The 16157-nt window shown below is 70.8% G+C and carries 15 protein-coding genes and 1 pseudogene; 10 read left to right on the forward strand and 6 right to left on the reverse strand.

The features are described 5' to 3' along the window. Positions 1-512 precede the first annotated feature (512 nt). The 3 genes and pseudogenes from ACIPUC_RS01720 to ACIPUC_RS01730 all read left to right on the forward strand — a co-directional run. Complete coding sequence (locus ACIPUC_RS01720) at positions 513-1277, forward strand: MerR family transcriptional regulator (protein WP_446586185.1); 765 nt, start codon at positions 513-515, stop codon at positions 1275-1277. A 9-nt stretch (positions 1278-1286) separates the two neighbouring features. Then, on the forward strand, positions 1287-2066 hold the full coding sequence (locus ACIPUC_RS01725) for an alpha/beta fold hydrolase (protein WP_446586186.1): 780 nt from the start codon (positions 1287-1289) through the stop codon (positions 2064-2066). Positions 2067-2159: 93 nt separating this feature from the next. Beyond that, positions 2160-2444 (forward strand): annotated as a pseudogene (locus tag ACIPUC_RS01730) (IS5/IS1182 family transposase); the annotation flags it as partial. Here ACIPUC_RS01730 and ACIPUC_RS01735 read toward each other — a convergent pair. Together ACIPUC_RS01735 and ACIPUC_RS01740 are read right to left on the reverse strand one after the other, a co-directional pair. Then, positions 2445-3653 (reverse strand): hypothetical protein, encoded by a 1209-nt coding sequence (locus ACIPUC_RS01735; RefSeq protein WP_446586187.1) that lies wholly within the window; start codon positions 3651-3653, stop codon positions 2445-2447. It abuts the pseudogene before it with no gap. Positions 3654-3768: 115 nt separating this feature from the next. Then, positions 3769-4485, reverse strand: coding sequence for a TSUP family transporter (locus tag ACIPUC_RS01740; RefSeq protein WP_446586188.1), 717 nt, complete (start codon positions 4483-4485; stop codon positions 3769-3771). Between the two features lie 493 nt (positions 4486-4978). Between ACIPUC_RS01740 and ACIPUC_RS01745 the strand changes: the two genes are divergently transcribed. The 5 genes from ACIPUC_RS01745 (at position 4979) to ACIPUC_RS01765 (ending at position 9254) form a co-directional block, all read left to right on the forward strand. Then, positions 4979-5182, forward strand: a complete 204-nt coding sequence (locus tag ACIPUC_RS01745) for a cold-shock protein (RefSeq protein ID WP_030224351.1) — start codon at positions 4979-4981, stop codon at positions 5180-5182. Between the two features lie 299 nt (positions 5183-5481). Beyond that, positions 5482-6993: a DEAD/DEAH box helicase gene (locus ACIPUC_RS01750; RefSeq protein ID WP_446586189.1), complete on the forward strand. Its 1512-nt coding sequence runs from the start codon at positions 5482-5484 to the stop codon at positions 6991-6993. Positions 6994-7113: 120 nt separating this feature from the next. Continuing rightward, positions 7114-7419, forward strand: coding sequence for an SCO5918 family protein (locus ACIPUC_RS01755; protein ID WP_446586190.1), 306 nt, complete (start codon positions 7114-7116; stop codon positions 7417-7419). 195 nt (positions 7420-7614) lie between these two features. Then, positions 7615-7953 carry a MerR family transcriptional regulator gene (locus ACIPUC_RS01760; protein ID WP_446586191.1) on the forward strand — a complete coding sequence of 113 codons (339 nt, stop codon included), beginning with the start codon at positions 7615-7617 and terminating at the stop codon, positions 7951-7953. A 275-nt stretch (positions 7954-8228) separates the two neighbouring features. Next, positions 8229-9254: an AraC family transcriptional regulator ligand-binding domain-containing protein gene (locus tag ACIPUC_RS01765; protein WP_446586192.1), complete on the forward strand. Its 1026-nt coding sequence runs from the start codon at positions 8229-8231 to the stop codon at positions 9252-9254. A gap of 335 nt (positions 9255-9589) precedes the next feature. Here the strand turns inward: ACIPUC_RS01765 and ACIPUC_RS01770 are convergent, their stop codons facing one another. Together ACIPUC_RS01770 and ACIPUC_RS01775 are read right to left on the reverse strand one after the other, a co-directional pair. Beyond that, positions 9590-10141 carry a hypothetical protein gene (locus tag ACIPUC_RS01770; RefSeq protein WP_446586756.1) on the reverse strand — a complete coding sequence of 184 codons (552 nt, stop codon included), beginning with the start codon at positions 10139-10141 and terminating at the stop codon, positions 9590-9592. A 302-nt stretch (positions 10142-10443) separates the two neighbouring features. Continuing rightward, a complete protein-coding gene (locus ACIPUC_RS01775) occupies positions 10444-11904 on the reverse strand; it encodes an amidohydrolase family protein (RefSeq protein ID WP_446586193.1) in 1461 nt (486 codons plus the stop codon). Between the two features lie 324 nt (positions 11905-12228). Here ACIPUC_RS01775 and ACIPUC_RS01780 point away from each other — a divergent pair, with 324 nt between their 5' ends. Continuing rightward, positions 12229-12810 carry an HPP family protein gene (locus ACIPUC_RS01780; RefSeq protein ID WP_446586194.1) on the forward strand — a complete coding sequence of 194 codons (582 nt, stop codon included), beginning with the start codon at positions 12229-12231 and terminating at the stop codon, positions 12808-12810. 127 nt (positions 12811-12937) lie between these two features. Continuing rightward, entirely contained in the window at positions 12938-13972 is a 1035-nt protein-coding gene (locus ACIPUC_RS01785; RefSeq protein WP_446586195.1) for a sulfotransferase family protein, read from the forward strand. Between the two features lie 110 nt (positions 13973-14082). Here ACIPUC_RS01785 and ACIPUC_RS01790 read toward each other — a convergent pair whose 3' ends face one another. Both ACIPUC_RS01790 and ACIPUC_RS01795 read right to left on the reverse strand, forming a co-directional pair. Then, positions 14083-14322: a hypothetical protein gene (locus tag ACIPUC_RS01790; RefSeq protein WP_446586196.1), complete on the reverse strand. Its 240-nt coding sequence runs from the start codon at positions 14320-14322 to the stop codon at positions 14083-14085. A 92-nt stretch (positions 14323-14414) separates the two neighbouring features. Beyond that, complete coding sequence (locus tag ACIPUC_RS01795) at positions 14415-16022, reverse strand: FMN-binding glutamate synthase family protein (RefSeq protein ID WP_446586757.1); 1608 nt, start codon at positions 16020-16022, stop codon at positions 14415-14417. Positions 16023-16157 lie beyond the last annotated feature (135 nt).

Below are 16157 nucleotides of genomic sequence, written 5' to 3' on the forward strand. Positions count from 1 at the left end.
CGAGGCCGGTCTGGCCGCGATCGAGCAGATGGCACCCGATGGGGAGCAGCTGGAACAGATGCGCCCGGCCCTGCGCGAGATGAGGGCCGAGTTGCTCGCGGACTACCCGGAGCACGTGCGGCAGGCGCTGGTGGATGCCAAGGCGAGTGACGAATGGACCCGCGTCGGCATCGCCGAGCGCACCGAGCTGGCCGTACTCGCCGGCGAACTGCGGGCCGGGCCGGACCTTCCCGACGTACCGGTGGTGGCTCTCTCCGTGGTGGGCATCGACCCCGGCCGGCAGGCGCTGGCGTCGGAGCGGACGTTGCGCGAGATGAACGACGGAAAGACGAGAATGGACGCGGCCCTGGTGAGCGCGGTCTCGCACGGGGAACAACGCGTCATCTCCGACACCAGCCACCACCGGCTGTGCTTCGACCGCCCCGATGCCGTGGTCGAGGATCCGCGACGTCGTCGACCGGGCCCGCCCCTAAACTCGGCACGACCACTGCACGAAAGACCCGAGGACGACGGTGCTCACGATCAGCCAGTTCGCGGCAACCGCCGGCGTGACCGTGCGCACCGTTCGTCACTACCACCATGTCGGCCTGTTGCCCGAGCCGGAGCGCGATGCCTCCGGCTACCGCCGGTACAGCGCGCAAGCGGCGGTGGATCTCATCCGGATCAGGACCCTCGCCGACGCCGGGGTGCCACTGGCCCGCATCGACGCCCTGCTGCATGCACAGCCGGCCGAATTCGCCGCGGCCGTCACCGACATCGACGCGGAATTGCAGCGCAAGATCGACCAGCTCACCGAATACCGCCGCCGGATCTCCCAACTGGACAGCGGCGAAAGGCTCGTCCTGCCCCCTGAGGTGGTCGCCATCCTGAACCGGATGCGCAGTCTCGGCGTCAGCGAACGGAGGGTACTGCTCGAGCGCGACTCGTGGATCCTGATGCAGGCACTGAACCCGCAGGTCATGCCGCAGCGGATACGGGACAAGAACGCCGGCTTCGACGATCCCGAGACGACACGCCTGTATCTCGCCTGTGACCAATCAGTCGACTGGGATCCGTACGATCCGCGCCTGGACCGGCTCATCGACGACCTGGACGCATGGGAGATCAAACACGAACGGGACAGCAGCCGGGGAGAGTACCTGAAGCTGGTCTCTTCCCGGATCTCCGAGGCATCGCCGGCATGGCAACGCATCGTCGACGCGCTCGCCCACCGCGCCGAGCGGCGCCGAACCGCCGGGCACGACAAGACGCATGACCGGCGCCCTCCGCGCGGTTAGCATGCCGGCATGGAGATCCGAGTGGGCCGGGTGCTGGTCCACTACGTGCAGCACGGGACCGGTCGACCCGTGGTGGTGCTCCACGGGGCCGGCGTCGACCACCGCGAGGCCGAGGCTTGCTTCGAGCCGGTTCTCGACGGAGTCCCGGGGCTGCGGCGCATTTATCCCGACCTCCCCGGAATGGGACGGACAACCGCTCCCGAAACACTGCGCAGCGCCGACGACGTCCTCGACACGCTGCTCGACTTCACCGACGAGGTCACCGGCGGGACTGCCCACCTCCTCATCGGCCACTCGGCGGGCGCGTACTACGCGCAGGCAATGGCCGCGAGGCGCCCGGCACGAGTAGCCGGTCTGGCGCTCGTCTGCCCATTGCTGCCAGGACTGCGCGACGTACCGGAACACCGCGTCGTCGCCGGCTCCGGTGAGATCGGCGACGACGTCTTCCGGAGCTACTTCGTGATCCAAACCCCGGAGATGCTTGAACGGTACGAACGTTACGTCGCCCCGGCCACCGCGCTCGTCGACCGGGCAGCACTCGAGCGAATCGGCGAACAGTGGGCCCTGACCCCCGATCACGCGCCGGCCTATCCGGGTCCGACCCTGCTGGTGGCGGGGCGGGTGGACTCGACCGTCGGCCATGCCGCCGCCACCGACCTCGTCGGCCACTACCCACACGCCTCGCTCGCCGTGGTCGACGACGCGGGACACGCCCTACCCCACGAGCAGCCGGAACTCCTGCGCGCCCTCCTCGCCGAATGGCTCACGCGCGTCCAGCGCTCGAGCTGACAGGGCGCGGGCGGTCACCGTTGGCCGCTCCCTGCTCATGAGGCGACTGCTGCCCTTGCTCTTGCCCTTGCCCTTGCGTCGGCCGAACGGCGCACGTGGACGAACGCGCGGGACGGCTCCGCGACGCCGCCGGGCGCCGGGCGCCGGGAAGGGATCCTCCGGGCCGTCCTGGCCGACGCTGACTCCCGGGGGCGGGTGGACTGGAGCATGGCGAGCGTGCACTCCACTTCGTGCCTGCAAGATTCATCTTGCTGCGGAGGGTGGGCGCTGGCCGCTGGCCTTCCTGGTCACGCCGGGCCAGTGGGGGACAGCCCGCAGTTGATCCCCGTTCTCGAGCGGATCCGGGTCCAGCGCCGCGGCAGTCGAGGAGGTAGGCCCTTAGCGGCCTTGATCGCCTGGTTCGGCGCGGACGCGCAGCATGTAGCTGATGTCGTCGAGCCGTCCCGCGCCCAGGCTGCGGTGGTTCTTGATGCTGCGGCGGATCTCGTCGAGTACCGGCAGGCCGCGCTCGTCGCCTCGCAATGCCAGCCCGGCAGCGGCTTCGATCCTGGCGTCGAAGTGCGAGTCCGTGAGATGGGCCGCCATGACGGCACGCAGCTCGGGAGTGTCGACGGGGGACATGGTGAACGCGTAGAGCGCGGATGCCCGGGTATCGGGTACGGGATCCGCCGCCAGGCGGACGAGGGCCGCAAGGACCTCCGGTTGGTCGGCCGTGACGAGGGCGCTGTTGGTGGCGAGCTGCGAGGCGACGCAGCGGCGGACGCCCGGCTCGGCGTGGTCGGCATGGACGAGGATGGCCCGGACCTCCTCGGTGGGGCAGTAGGAGGCGAAGGCGGCGATGACGGTGCGCAGGGCGTGGGGATCCTGCTCGGTGTCCAGCAGGGGGCGGAGGAACTCGGCCGCCTTCTGGGTGAACGGCAGTTCGTCGTACTGATCCAGGTCCAGCTCCGGGTCGTACGGCGAGTCGAGTCCGAAGTTCAGGGAATTCAGGGTGTCGAGTCCGAAGCGCCTGCGGTCGAGCGAGGAAGAGTCGCTGGCGACCGTGCACGCCCAGTTGAACAGCTCCTGGTCGGCGCGGTATCCCAGCTGGATGAGCGACTCGGCCCAGTCGTCGTGGTCGGCGCGGGCGTGCACCAGGGCACGCGCCATCAACTCGTCCGGCGAGCGGTGTATGCCGAGCACGGCCTCCAGATGGCTCACGATCGCCCGGTGGGCAGGCGGTGGCCCGGGCTCTACCGCTACTTCGGAGTCGATGGCGGCCTGTGCCTCGCGCAGCGCACGGCGGTGCGGGCTGCCGGCGCGCAGGGGGTCGCCGCTGCGGATCAGAAGGGCCAGCAGGACCGGGTACGCGCCGCGGCGGGCCGCCCACGTCACGGGATCGACGCCGCCGGCCCAGGGACGGGCCACATCGACGCCATCCTCGACGAGTCGCCAGACCACCTCGTCTCGTCCAGCGTAAGCGGCGGCGGCCAGCAGGGTGACGGCGTCGTCGCCGGTGAGTTCGTGACTCGGAACGTCGTCCAGAAGGTCGAAAACCGTACGGTCGTCGCCGCACTCGACGGCGGACAGCAGCGGGGGAAGGCGCACCGGGTGATTGTGCCCGTGGCAGCCCTGGCGGGGCGAACGGATATTGGCTCGCGCCGCCGTGGTCCGCCGGACAGAGCCTTGTCACCGACCGGGCTCGGTGTGTTCGTCGTCCGCTTCACAAGCCGGCCAGCAGGCGTCCGGTGTAGCCCGCCATCACGGCCCAGAACAGGCTTGAGTAGCCCCGTTCGCCGATCTTGGTGTTGAAACGCCGCCCGAGGAACGTCGCGAACACCATCAGGGGCAGGCACGCGAGAGCAATCAGGTAGTCCTCGCCCACGAGCAGCGACGCGTCCGTCCAGATCGCCGTTTTGGTCACGTCACCGACCAGCGAGGTCAGCGACAGCGCGCCGACGAGATGCAGACGGTCCAGCGCCAGCCCGCGGACGGCGAGACCCTTCAGGGGACCGGAGGTGCCGCTGAACCCGGACGTCGCGCCCGAGGCGAACGCCAGCAGCGGTGAACTCAGGTGCCGGATACGCGTGAACTGGAAGGACTCCACCAGGAATGCCACGGCGAAGCTGAGGATCACGGCCAGCGTCACGGCTCGTTCCGGCGCGGAGACCAGCAACTTCGCACCCAGGGCGGCGCCGACGGCGACAAGGACGATCACGGGAGCCGCCTGCCGGTACGGCAGCGTCTTGCGGTACGCGATGACCTTGACCACGTTGTTGGCCGCGAGGAGAAGGGCTGCCAGCGCCACCCCGGGCTTGGTGCCCAGCACCAAGGCCAGCGTGGGTACGAGGATCAGACTGCCGCCGAACCCCGCTGCCGCGGAGACCGCGAAGGCGGCGAACACGGCAATCAGCACGACCGGGACAAGGTAAGGCTCCATTGGGGCTCCTCAAGTCCCTCGATGCCCGCGTCGAAGAGGGCCCGTGACCGAGCCTCGGCGCTCAGTCGTCCCGATACCCGACACCCTGGCGCCCCCTTCCAATGTGAGGCGCACCCCGGGGATCCGCCACCCGTGAACGACCACCCCCGACGACAGCTCCCGCAGGGCATGGAGGCGTGCGACAAAGGCGAGGTGCACGTCCGCAAGGGGAAATATCTGTGTTCGCGGGGTGAGAATTTGGCGGACCGCGCCCTGAGGGTTTTTCACGGCTTCAAAGAGGGCGCCGATATTTACGACCCGGGTCACCGTGCCGTGCTACTGTCGATCTCAGTTGCAGTTGTGGTTCCCAAAAATTTCAAGCACCCAGTCGGATTCGCGTCCGCTGCAAGCGCTTGTGCATTTCCGGTCCTTTTGGTCCGGCGGGGCAATCATCGCGGCGACACGTGATCCGCACGTTGCGGATCGCGTTGTACTGCCCCAAAGGAGATTTGACATGGCTACTGGTACCGTGAAGTGGTTCAACGCGGAAAAGGGTTTCGGCTTCATCGAGCAGGACGGTGGCGGCGCTGACGTGTTCGCCCACTACTCGAACATTGCCGCCCAGGGCTTCCGCGAGCTGCAGGAAGGCCAGAAGGTCAGCTTCGACATCGCGCAGGGCCAGAAGGGCCCGACGGCCGAGAACATCGTTCCCGCCTGACGCTGACGCGTACTGTGCAGCTGGGGCCCGCATCCCTCGGGGTGCGGGCCCCAGCTGCGCGTTTTCCCCGCAGTGAGTTCACCTGGGGGACGATCCGATTAATCCGCGGCCCACCGCACGAGATCCTCATCCGGGGAACCCGCCTTCGCGCCGCGTCCCCGTTTCCAGCGCCTGAGCCCGCACGTATTTTCGTCGGCCAGATTCGCTTTCACGTTCCATTCGGCCCATTCTCGCAATTCTCCGTGCGCGCGTCGCTGTGGGAATTCCTTGATATGCGCCGCATTCGAGGAAGGTTCCGCATGAACCGCACACGCACGAACACCCGCTCCGCCGCCTCCCGCACGGGCGGGAGCCGGTTCGGCTCGGCCGCCCCCAGCCGTTCCGGCGGCCAGGCCCGCTCCGGCGGCCAGGCCCGCTCGGGAGGGCAGGGCCGCTCCGGCGGCTACGGCCGCCGGCCCGCCGCCGTACAGGGCGAGTTCGCCCTCCCCCGGACGATCACCCCCGCGCTGCCCGCCGTAGAGGCGTTCGCCGAGCTCGACATGCCCGCCCCGCTGCTCGCCGCCCTCGGCGCGGAGGGCGTGAGCGTCCCGTTCCCGATCCAGGGCGCGACCCTGCCGAACACCCTCGCGGGCCGCGACGTGCTCGGCCGTGGGCGCACCGGCTCCGGCAAGACCCTCGCCTTCGGCCTCGCGCTGCTCGCCCGTACCGCCGGACGGCGGGCGGAGCCCCGCCAGCCGCTGGCCCTGGTGCTCGTCCCCACCCGCGAGCTCGCCCAGCAGGTCACGGACGCCCTCACCCCCTACGCCCGCTCCGTGAAGCTGCGGCTGGCCACGGTCGTCGGCGGCATGTCGCTCGGCAAGCAGGCCGGCGCGCTCCGCGGCGGCGCCGAGGTGGTCGTCGCGACCCCCGGACGCCTCGCGGACCTGATCGAGCGCGGCGACTGCCGGCTCGACCAGGTGGACATCACCGTGCTCGACGAGGCCGACCAGATGGCTGACATGGGCTTCATGCCGCAGGTCACCGCCCTGCTCGACCAGGTGCGCCCGGGCGGCCAGCGGATGCTGTTCTCCGCGACCCTCGACCGCAACGTCGACCTGCTCGTGCGCCGCTACCTGAACGACCCGGTCGTCCACTCCGTCGACCCCTCGGCCGGCGCGGTGACCACGATGGAACACCACGTGCTGCACGTGCACGGCGCCGACAAGCACGCCACGACCACGGAGATCGCCGCCCGCGACGGCCGCGTGATCATGTTCCTGGACACCAAGCACGCCGTCGACCGGCTGACCCAGGACCTCCTCAACAGCGGCGTACGGGCCGCGGCGCTGCACGGCGGCAAGTCCCAGCCCCAGCGCACCCGCACCCTGGCCCAGTTCAAGACCGGGCACGTGACCGTGCTGGTGGCCACCAACGTCGCCGCCCGCGGCATCCACGTCGACAACCTGGACCTCGTGGTCAACGTGGACCCGCCCACCGACCACAAGGACTACCTCCACCGCGGCGGACGCACCGCCCGCGCGGGAGAGTCCGGCAGCGTCGTCACCCTGGTCACCCCCAACCAGCGACGCGACATGACCCGCCTCATGATGACCGCCGGCATCACCCCGCAGACCACCCAGGTCCGCTCCGGCGAGGCCGAGTTGCAGCGCATCACCGGCGCCAGGACCCCGTCCGGCATCCCCGTCGTCATCACCGCGCCCGTGAGCGAGCGCCCCAAGCGCAGCGCCGCCTCCCGCGGACGGCGCGGGCGCCCCTCGCAGGCCTCGCGCCGCGGCGGCCAGCGCCAGGGCACGTTCGACGCTGCGGCCTAGTGCTGTGGCCGGAAAGGTTCACCGACTCCTTTCCGGCCACAGCACCAGCGCGCCGGCGCGCCCAGGCCACAAGCCACAACCCTTTCCGTACTTTCCCCTTCCTCTCGTGAGTGAGGCATCATGCGCTGCGTCATCGCCCGGTTCCCGTTCGACCTCACCAAGGCCGGCGTGCTGGAATCGATGAAGGGCGTCAAGCCCGAAACCGTCGTGTGCGAATCGGTGATCATCGGCCGTCGCGTCTATCCCGTCATGCAGGTGGGACAGGTCATCACCCGCCAGGACCGCCGCGACTTCAGCGCCGGCGAAGTCATCCGGGCCATGGCCCAGCTCGGCTTCACCGTCCGCGGCCTGTCCGAGCCTCCCGCCCCGGCCCTGAGCCCGCTCCAGCAGGCGTCCGCGATGCTCGGCAGCCGCGTCTCCGTCTGAGCGGCAGAACGACACCGAAGGCCCCGACCGGCACACGCCGGTCGGGGCCTTTGCCGTGCGCGGCGTCCGCGAGCGCGAGCACCCGCCCTCGGGGACGGAAACACACCTGGGCCTGCGGATGGTGTTGAATTCCCTCCGGGGCCCTGGTGCGTACGGTACCGGGGCCCCTCGACGCGCTCCCAAGAAGAGGTGCAAATGACAGCGGACGACTCGCTCGGCGACCGGCTGGACGACGATGACTACCCCGCCTACACGATGGGCAGGGCAGCGGAGCTGCTCGGTACCACGCCCGGCTTCCTCCGTGCCATCGGTGAGGCGCGCCTGATCACCCCGCTCCGCTCGGAGGGCGGACACCGCCGCTACTCCCGCTACCAGCTGCGCATCGCCGCCCGCGCCCGGGAACTCGTCGACCAGGGCATGCAGGTCGAGGCCGCCTGCCGCATCGTCATCCTCGAGGACCAGCTCGAAGAGGCCCAGCGCCTCAACGAGGAATTCCGCCGCGCCGCGGGCACACCACCCGACACGTCCGGCTGACCCGGCGCCGCGCCGCCGCGCGGGAGGACAAGGGCAAGCGGGGGGTGCAGGGGCGCGCCCTGCTGCCGGTGCGGGCCGCTGCTAGTAGCGCGCGGCGATACCCCTGGCCGCGAGAATCTCCAGTGCGCCGGGAACCATGTACTCCAGCGCGCGGCCCCCGGTGAACGTATATCAACGGGGTCCGACATCCCCGGCCGGCCCGGGGGCGTTCCTCCAGCGCTCACGGCGAGGGCCTCGAACGACAGTTCGTGGCAGCTGGTAGCCTCGGCCTTCCTATGCAGTCTTCCCCCATCAACGGCACGGTTTCGGCCCACCTCGCGCGTTCCCTCGTAGGCGCCATGACCGGTGCGGACACGGGCAGGCTCGCACGCCTGCCCGACCTCGCCGCCGAGGTGCTGGACAACGACCTGTCCAGGATCTCGACCCCGTCGCTCGTGACGGTGTGGGAGAACCTGGTCCTGATGGAACCGCGCACGCTCATCGGTCCCCTGGTCCTCGAGGACTCTCCGATCGGAACCTTCGGCATCTGGGACTACCTGATCACCACCGGCCCCACCCTGCGCGATTCGCTCACGCAGGCCGTGGATCTCATAGCCGCCCTCGGCGATCCGGCCGCGGAGAAACTGATCGTGGAGGATGACGGACCTCACTTCACCGTCCGCCACGCCACGGGCAGTTGGGGGCCGGACGTGGTGCAGGCAGTCGACCTCTTCGCGCTCTCGCTCTTCCTGACCCGAGCCCGGGCCGCGACCGGCCGCCACGTCATCCCGTCCCGCGTCACCATCACCCATCGTCCACCACCACGGGCCCGGCAACTGGCCGGATTCTTCGGCACGGACCGGATTCACTTCGACGCGCCGTACAACTCGATCTCCTTCGGCGAGGACGACGTACGCGCGCCGCTGCCCAAGGCCCAACCGGGCATGGACCGGCTCCTGGCGCACCACGCGGAACTGGTCCTGGCGGCATCCCGGCCCGTACGACAGTGGAGCGACCGTTTCCGGACGGTGCTGACCGCGGCCTTCCAGGAAGACAACGTGAGCCTGGAGAACGTGGCGCATCGTCTGGCGACGAGTCCCCGCACCCTCCAGCGACGGCTTGCCGAGAACGGCACGACCTGGCGTGCGCAAGTCGAGTCCGTACGGCACGAGCACACGATGGAACTGCTGCGCAGCACCGATCTGCCCCTGCAGTCGATCGCGGGCCGGGTCGGGTACAGCGATGTCCGCACGCTGCGGCGTGCGGTGCGCCGCTGGGAGGGGCAGGCCCCGCGCGAGGTCCGCGCCGGCGCCCTCTCTTGACGTCTTCTCAGAACATGGGAAGAGAGGGCGTTTGAGGGAGGGAAGCCGGGTTAGACGCGTGGATACCGGAAGCTGCCGCCTGCGGGTCGGCGGCTTTCGGAGCGGGCCTCAGCCGCATGGCGGCACTACACCGGCGCCATACGGCCGGCTCGCCCGCACGGCGGGCTGCCGCCCGGACCAGTACGGAACCCGGCCGGCCCCGGGTTCCCGGCTCCTCCCCGGCCGGGAACCCGGGGCCGCGCCCGGCGAACCCCCGACGACGGCGCTCATACCGCCGCCCCCGGGCCATGGACCCGACGGCAGCAGCCCGCACTCCCCCACCGGACGGACACGCTTCAGCGGCTACGCCGGGCGCCGCCACCGCGGTGCGGGCGGCGGCGGGAAACCGCTTCGGGAGCGGCCTCGGGGGAAGAGAAGCCGCCGGCCACGGCCACACGTGCCGGGCCCGGTGAGGTCGGGACGGGCGAAACGGGAGCGGATGCCGCGGAGGCTCGAGCAGCCGTCGGGCGCTGGGCCCGGCCGAGGACGGCGGTGTGGGAGATCAGGGGTGCGCAGCCCTGGCAGATCTCGGCGAGGGTCCAGACTTGGCCGACGGCCGGGTTGTGGATGAGGACGAGCAGCGGGGCGCCGGTGCAGGAGGCTCTGGTGTCCTCGTGGAAACCGCATTCGGCGGCCCGGCAGGCACACGCGGCGTCGGGGCGCACGGTTGCGAGCCGGGCGTGCGCACGTACGTGCTCCGCGGCGAACCGTCGCATGGCCGTCGTGTCCTTGGACCGGGGCGGCATGCGGCACGCCTCGGTGCTGCAGCTGACGGAGACGGTGTGGTCGCCGTGGCCGGTCAGACGGACGGTCCAGGTCCGTCCGGGGACACGGGATCCGGGAATCATGGTCAAGGCAGAGTTGTCCGTTCACATAAGCGGTGGTTTGCCCGTTGTTCGACGAGTCTCAGGTGGAGACGGGGATATTCACGCGACGCCGAGGCCGACGCCGCCGCCAACCCCGGCTCCGGGAAAGGCATCGGCTGGTACGGCGGCCCGGTCGTGAGGAGAAGCGCACCTCAGATGAGGGGCCCGAGGGGGCAGTTGCCGAACACGCCCTGCAGTCTTTGTCGCACGCCGTTCGGCGGGTGTCAACGACATGCACCCGTTCCTGGCGGTCCCGCTCGCGCAGGGAACCGGGCGGATCGGGGTCAGATGGTCCGAAGCCGGGAGGCCGCGGCTTCCGCTTCGCGTACGACGCGGCCGGGATCCACGTCGACGAGGCGTCCGTCGAGCTTGAGCGGCCGGCCGTTCACGAAGACCGCATGGACGTTCTCCGGTCGGCCGTTGAGCACGATCTGGTTGATCCAGTCGAACCGTGGGGCGAAGTTGAGCGCGGCGGGGTCGATCACGATGACGTCGGCGCACTTGCCGGGCGTGAGCGACCCGATCGTGTCCGCCATGCCGATCGCTTCCGCGCCGCCCAGCGTGGCGATGCGCAGCACGTCCTGGACCTGGGGGAACACCGACGCCTTCAGGGAGCGGACCCGCTGCAGGCCGACGGCCGTCTTCATGAGGGCGAAGAAGTCCGAGGTGTCGTTGGTGCCGCCGTCCTGGCCGAGCCCGACCTTGACACCCCGGCGGCCCAATTCCGGCAGCCGCATGATTCCCGAGGCGAGCCGCATGTTGCTGAGCGGGCAGTGCGAGACCCTCACGTCGTGCGAGGCGACAGCGGTCAGCTCGTCGTCGGTCAGGTGGATCGCGTGGTTCACCAGCAGTCGCGGGCCCAGTGCGCCGATGTCCGCCAGGACTCCGATCGGGTCGTCCGCGCGCTGCTCGCCGCGTTCGAGGACGTGGCTGTTGAGCATGACGCCGAGGTCCTGCGCGATCTCCCAGTGAACTCGGTTGAGGCCCTCGATGGCCCGTGCCGCGTGCGTGGCGACCTGCGCCGAGGCGAGCGGCACCGGGTCGATGAGCTCCCTCTTGGCCCGGGTGATCAGCGCGGCGTCCCGCTCGGCCTGGAACATGGCGTAGGTGAAGCGCACGCCCGTATCGGCCAGGGCGCGGACGTACTGGACGGTGGTGTCGTACGGGATGGCGTCCACCCAGTCCACGAGCGTGGTCACACCGGACTGCAGGGAGTCGAGGGCGCCGAGGCGGACGAAGCGGTACATGTCCGACGGAGCGATCCGGGAGAACGTCCCCCTGTTGCAGTCGGCCAGCCATCCGAAGAGGTCACGGTCCGCACAGCCCCCTCGCATGGACGACTGCCACAGGTGTGTGTGGACGTCCACGAACCCCGGCATCACCAGCTTCCCGGCGGCGTCGATCACCCGGGTGCCGGGCGGGGCCGGCAGCCGCTTGCCGACTGCCGAGATGAGGCCGTCGCGCATGAGGACGTCCGCCTGCTCCACCGCGCCGAGCGGGCCGTCGCCGAGGCCGCGGTCCATGGTGAGCACGAGCGCGGCGTTCCTGAGCACCGAAGCGCGACCCGTCGGCTTTCCTTCCTGCGGCTGCGTACGGCCGGCGCCGAGGACGAAGGGAACGGCTGCGGCCAGGCCCAGGCCGGCCAGTACCCCGCGGCGGCTGGGCGGCTCGGGGCGGGGATGGGGGTGCGGAGCCGGATCCGCCGGAGCTGAGGCGGTGCGGGGACATTCGCGGAGCTGGTCCATGTCGTGTTGCCTCCCAACGGCCACGGATGGATCGCCCTTCCTGCGCCGACGCGACGTCAGACGAAAGCGGAAGAGGGTTCCTGGATCGTCCGGCAGGCGAGGCGGCTTCCGATAGAGGCGCGTCAACATTTTGTGGAATTTTCTCCGCCGCCGCAGACCGGCGGGACCCCGACCGCGGGCGGGGCGGCACGGTACAGATAGGGTCGTTGCGGACGTCCCCGGCCGACACACCCGCCCGGGCCACCCCTGCCTCGGCACCACCCCCGCCCGGCGCCCTCCGCCCCGCCCCCGGCCTGTCGGCCGCCCATCCCGGAAATTTCGCCCATGAGTACCCACGCGGCGCTGCGCCCCCAGCCCACGCTCGCCCCGACCGACGCCACCACCCCGCCGGACCCCACCGCGCCGCGCCAGGGGGCGAAGGGATCCGTTCGGGCCCCGGCCCGGCCCACCCCGGCAGCGGCCCTGCACAGCATCGGCGCGGTGACCGCCGTCCTGCTGGGACTCGTAGCGATCGGCGCGATGATCCGTGAGCCGGTGCTGATACCTCCGCTGGCCGCCAGCGCCGCGTTGGTCCACAGCGCCCCGACCCTGCCGCTCGCCCAGCCGCGCAGTGTCGTCATCGGCCACCTGGTGGGCAGCGCCGTCGGCTACGCCGTTCTCGCGGCGGCCGGCAGCAGCGCATGGGCCGCGGCCGTAGCGGCCGGTGTCACGCTCGCCCTGAACATGGCCGCCCGCACCCCGCACTCCCCGGCCGTCGCCACCGCCGTGATCATCGTGCTCCAGACCCCGCTCCCCGGCCGCTTCGTTCCGCTGCTTCTCGGTTCGGCGGTCTTGCTCGTACTCACCGGATACGCCGCTTCCCGTGTGCGCCGCAAGGCTCCGAGGTACCCCGCCTACTGGTGGTGAGCCGGCGGAGCCGACGCGGCGGCGCGGTCAGCGAGCAGTGCTCCCGACTCGGAGAGGGGTGGGGTGGTGGCGCTCGGGGAAGTCTGCCGGCGATCGGTACGGGTCGTTGTCGAAGGGGATGGCTGCCATGCGCACTCTGACGTTCATTGTCGGTACGGGCCGCAGCGGGTCGACCGCGCTGTCGGGCATCGTCCATGCGCATCCGGACGTACTCAGCCTGAACGAGCTGTTGTCGTCGGTGCAGAGCCGGGGCTTCCCGGAAGGCTGCCTGGAGGGAGGGGAGTTCTGGCGGCTGCTGGCCGATCCCAACCCGCTGTTCGAACGGATGATCCGCAGCGGCGTGCCGATGCCGGAGTTCGTCTACACGCGCCGCCCCGGACGCTTCGCGACAGAAACCACCGGCATCCCCGCCCTGTCCCTGATGGTGCTTCCGCACCTGACCGACGACCCGGACGGCCTGTTCGACGAGCTGGAGAAGCAGGTGTGCGGCTGGCCGAACCGAACCGCCGTCGGCCATTACGAAGCCCTGTTCGAGCTCCTGTGCGCGCGATTCGGGCGTAGCGCGGTGGTTGAGCGGTCGGGCTATTCGCTGGAGCGGGTGCCGCTGTTGCGCAAGGCCTTCCCGCAGGCACGCTTCGTACACCTGTTCAGGGACGGGCCCGACTGCGCGCTCTCCATGAGCCGGCACACGGGGTACCGGCTGATCTTCCTGCTGCGGGACGTCCTCGCCCGGACCGGCGCCGAGCGCGTCGAGGACCTGACCGAGGACCAGGTCCGTTCCCTGCCGCCCGAGCTGTCGCAGCTGCTGGCCGAGCGTTTCGATTCCGCGCTGGTGCTGGATGCCGAGCTGCCGTCGCCCGGCTTCGCGGCGCTGTGGTCGGACATCATCGTCCGGGGTGTGGCCCGTCTCAGCGAGGTGCCCGCACGGGTACGGACCACGCTCGCCTACGAGGACCTCCTCGACGATCCCCGCAAGGAGCTGACGCGGCTGGCCGGCTTCATCGGTGTCGAGCCGCTCCCGCAATGGCTCGACGCCGCTGTCGCGCGTCTGGACGGCAGTCGGCGCGGCGCGTCCCTGCGCCTGCCTGCGGCTGAGCTCGCGGCACTACGAGAGCGCTGCGCTCCCGGCGCACACGCCCTGGCGGGCGCCGACGGGAAGTAGGGCCGGCCACAACGGTGCCCTCACCGCGCCCAGCGCATGTGAGGGCCGCCGGGGCACCGGCCCTGGGGTGCGGCGCACCGGCTCTGGGGTGCGGCGGACCGGCCCCTTCCTCAGTGGTCCTCACTGCGCGACGGCCGCGGGCCGTCCGGGTCCGGCCGGGCCTGTTCCTCGCGGCCGATGCCCGGACGCCGGCGCTTGGCCGCATGGCCTCCGGCGTCCGCGTCGCCGCCGCCCGAACGCCGGACGACGGCGTCGTCGGCCTGCTGGCGGGCTTCTCGGTCCCCGCTCTCCCCGACCGCCTCGGACGGGGTGGTGCGCGGGTGACCCCGGGACTTCTCGTGAGCCGTCATATCGGCCTCCTCAGGTGGTGCTGGTCTTCAGCGACTACCCCGCCCCGTCCCTCTTAGACGCACCTCTCGGCGCAGCAGCACGAGGCCGGGGGTCAGGCGCGCTGTCCAGGCGACCACCCCGGGTGGGTGAAGCGGTCCGGGTCGGCCGCCTGCCACTCGGATGCCCACTCGGCGGGCGGCGACGCCAGCAGCTGCCCCGGGGTGAGCCACGTGTACAGGTCGGCGTAGGAGCGGACGGTGTGCGGGGCCACCCGTTGGAGGAGCATGTCGGGTCGCAGTCCGCGCGGATCGTCGACGCCCATCGAGGCCATGATCTGGAGGGTGCTCTCGACCGTGGCCTGCTGGTAGCGCCGTACGCGCTGCGACTTGTCGGCGATGTCGACCGCGCGGGCGCGCCGCTCGTCCTGGGTGGCCACCCCGACGGGACAGGTATTGGTGTGGCAGCGCTGGGCCTGGATGCAGCCGATCGCGAACATCATGGCGCGGGCGGCGTTGGTGTAGTCGGCCCCTTGGAGCAGGCGTTTGACGAGGTCGCTGCCGGTGGCGACCTTGCCGCTGGCCCCGATGCGGATGCGGTCGCGCAGCCCGGCGCCGACGAGGGCGTTGTGCACGGCCATCAGCCCCTCGCCGAGGGGCAGGCCGACGTGGTCCGCGAACTCCAGCGGCGCCGCGCCCGTGCCTCCCTCCGCGCCGTCGACGACGATGAAGTCCGGTGTGCTGTCCTCCTCGAGCATGGCCTTGCACACGGCGAGGAACTCGCGGCGCGATCCGACGCACAACTTGAACCCGACGGGCTTGCCGTCGGCGAGCTTCCGCATCCGGGCCAGGAAGCGCACCAGGTCGCGCGGTGTGGAGTACACGCGGTGGAAGGGCGGCGAGACGACGGTCTTCCCCGGCCGGACCCCGCGGACCCTCGCGATCTCCGCGTTCACCTTGGCGCCCGGCAGGACGCCTCCGATACCGGGTTTGGCCCCTTGGCTGATCTTCAGTGACACGCACTTGACCTGGTCGAGGGCCGCCTTCTCGGCGAACTCGCGCTCGTCGAAGCCGCCTTCGTCCGTCCGGCAGCCGAAGTATCCGGTGCCGATCTCCCAGACGAGGTCCCCGCCCGGACGCAGGTGGTACTCCGACAGGCCGCCCTCGCCGGTGTCGTGGGCGAAACCGCCCAGCTGCGCACCGGTGTTGAGGGCGAGTACGGCGTTGGCCGACAGAGAGCCGAAGCTCATCGCCGAGACGTTGAGCAGGGCCATGTCGTAGGGCCGGGTGCAGTCGGGGCCGCCGATGCGGACCCGTGGCGGGGCGGTGCGCACCGGCCGGGGAGCCATGGACGGGACGAGGTACTCGCTGCCGGACCGGTAGAGATCGAGTTCGGTACCGAACGGCTCCTCCGCGTCGGTGCCCTTGGCGCGCTCGTAGACGATGCTGCGGGTGTCGCGGTCGAAGGGGCGGCCGTCGAAGTTCCGCTCGATGAAGTACTGCTGGAGTTCCGGCCGCAGCGCCTCCATCGCGAAGCGGAGGTGCCCGAGCAGCGGGTAGTTCCGCAGAACGGAATGCCGTCGTTGCACGAGGTCGTGGACGGCCACCAGCGTGAGGAGGATCAGGGGGGCGCCCGCGGCCGACCACCAGGGTGAGACCCGGACGGCGGCGACGGAGGCCGCCACGCCGAGCGAGCCGGGGACAGCCACCACCAGTAGTTTCAGCACACCGTGCTTGTGTCCCGAAGTCCGGCCGCCAATCGGCCGGGTTGTTTTCGTTTCACCACACCCTCGGCGCCCCGGCCGCGAGCGGCTCGGGCAAAACCGGCGGTATCCGGTCAGCCTGGATGGCCGTTCAAT

Source organism: Streptomyces sp. LARHCF249, assembly GCF_052871255.1.

Excerpts from the sequence above, each read along its gene's own strand:
- ACIPUC_RS01725 (WP_446586186.1), top strand. The coding sequence starts at position 1,287 with ATGGAGATCCGAGTGGGCCGGGTGCTGGTCCACTACGTGCAGCACGGG.
- ACIPUC_RS01740 (WP_446586188.1), bottom strand. The coding sequence starts at position 4,485 with ATGGAGCCTTACCTTGTCCCGGTCGTGCTGATTGCCGTGTTCGCCGCC.
- ACIPUC_RS01745 (WP_030224351.1), top strand. The coding sequence starts at position 4,979 with ATGGCTACTGGTACCGTGAAGTGGTTCAACGCGGAAAAGGGTTTCGGC.
- ACIPUC_RS01750 (WP_446586189.1), top strand. The coding sequence starts at position 5,482 with ATGAACCGCACACGCACGAACACCCGCTCCGCCGCCTCCCGCACGGGC.
- ACIPUC_RS01755 (WP_446586190.1), top strand. The coding sequence starts at position 7,114 with ATGCGCTGCGTCATCGCCCGGTTCCCGTTCGACCTCACCAAGGCCGGC.
- ACIPUC_RS01760 (WP_446586191.1), top strand. The coding sequence starts at position 7,615 with ATGACAGCGGACGACTCGCTCGGCGACCGGCTGGACGACGATGACTAC.
- ACIPUC_RS01765 (WP_446586192.1), top strand. The coding sequence starts at position 8,229 with ATGCAGTCTTCCCCCATCAACGGCACGGTTTCGGCCCACCTCGCGCGT.
- ACIPUC_RS01770 (WP_446586756.1), bottom strand. The coding sequence starts at position 10,141 with ATGATTCCCGGATCCCGTGTCCCCGGACGGACCTGGACCGTCCGTCTG.
- ACIPUC_RS01775 (WP_446586193.1), bottom strand. The coding sequence starts at position 11,904 with ATGGACCAGCTCCGCGAATGTCCCCGCACCGCCTCAGCTCCGGCGGAT.
- ACIPUC_RS01780 (WP_446586194.1), top strand. The coding sequence starts at position 12,229 with ATGAGTACCCACGCGGCGCTGCGCCCCCAGCCCACGCTCGCCCCGACC.
- ACIPUC_RS01785 (WP_446586195.1), top strand. The coding sequence starts at position 12,938 with ATGCGCACTCTGACGTTCATTGTCGGTACGGGCCGCAGCGGGTCGACC.
- ACIPUC_RS01790 (WP_446586196.1), bottom strand. The coding sequence starts at position 14,322 with ATGACGGCTCACGAGAAGTCCCGGGGTCACCCGCGCACCACCCCGTCC.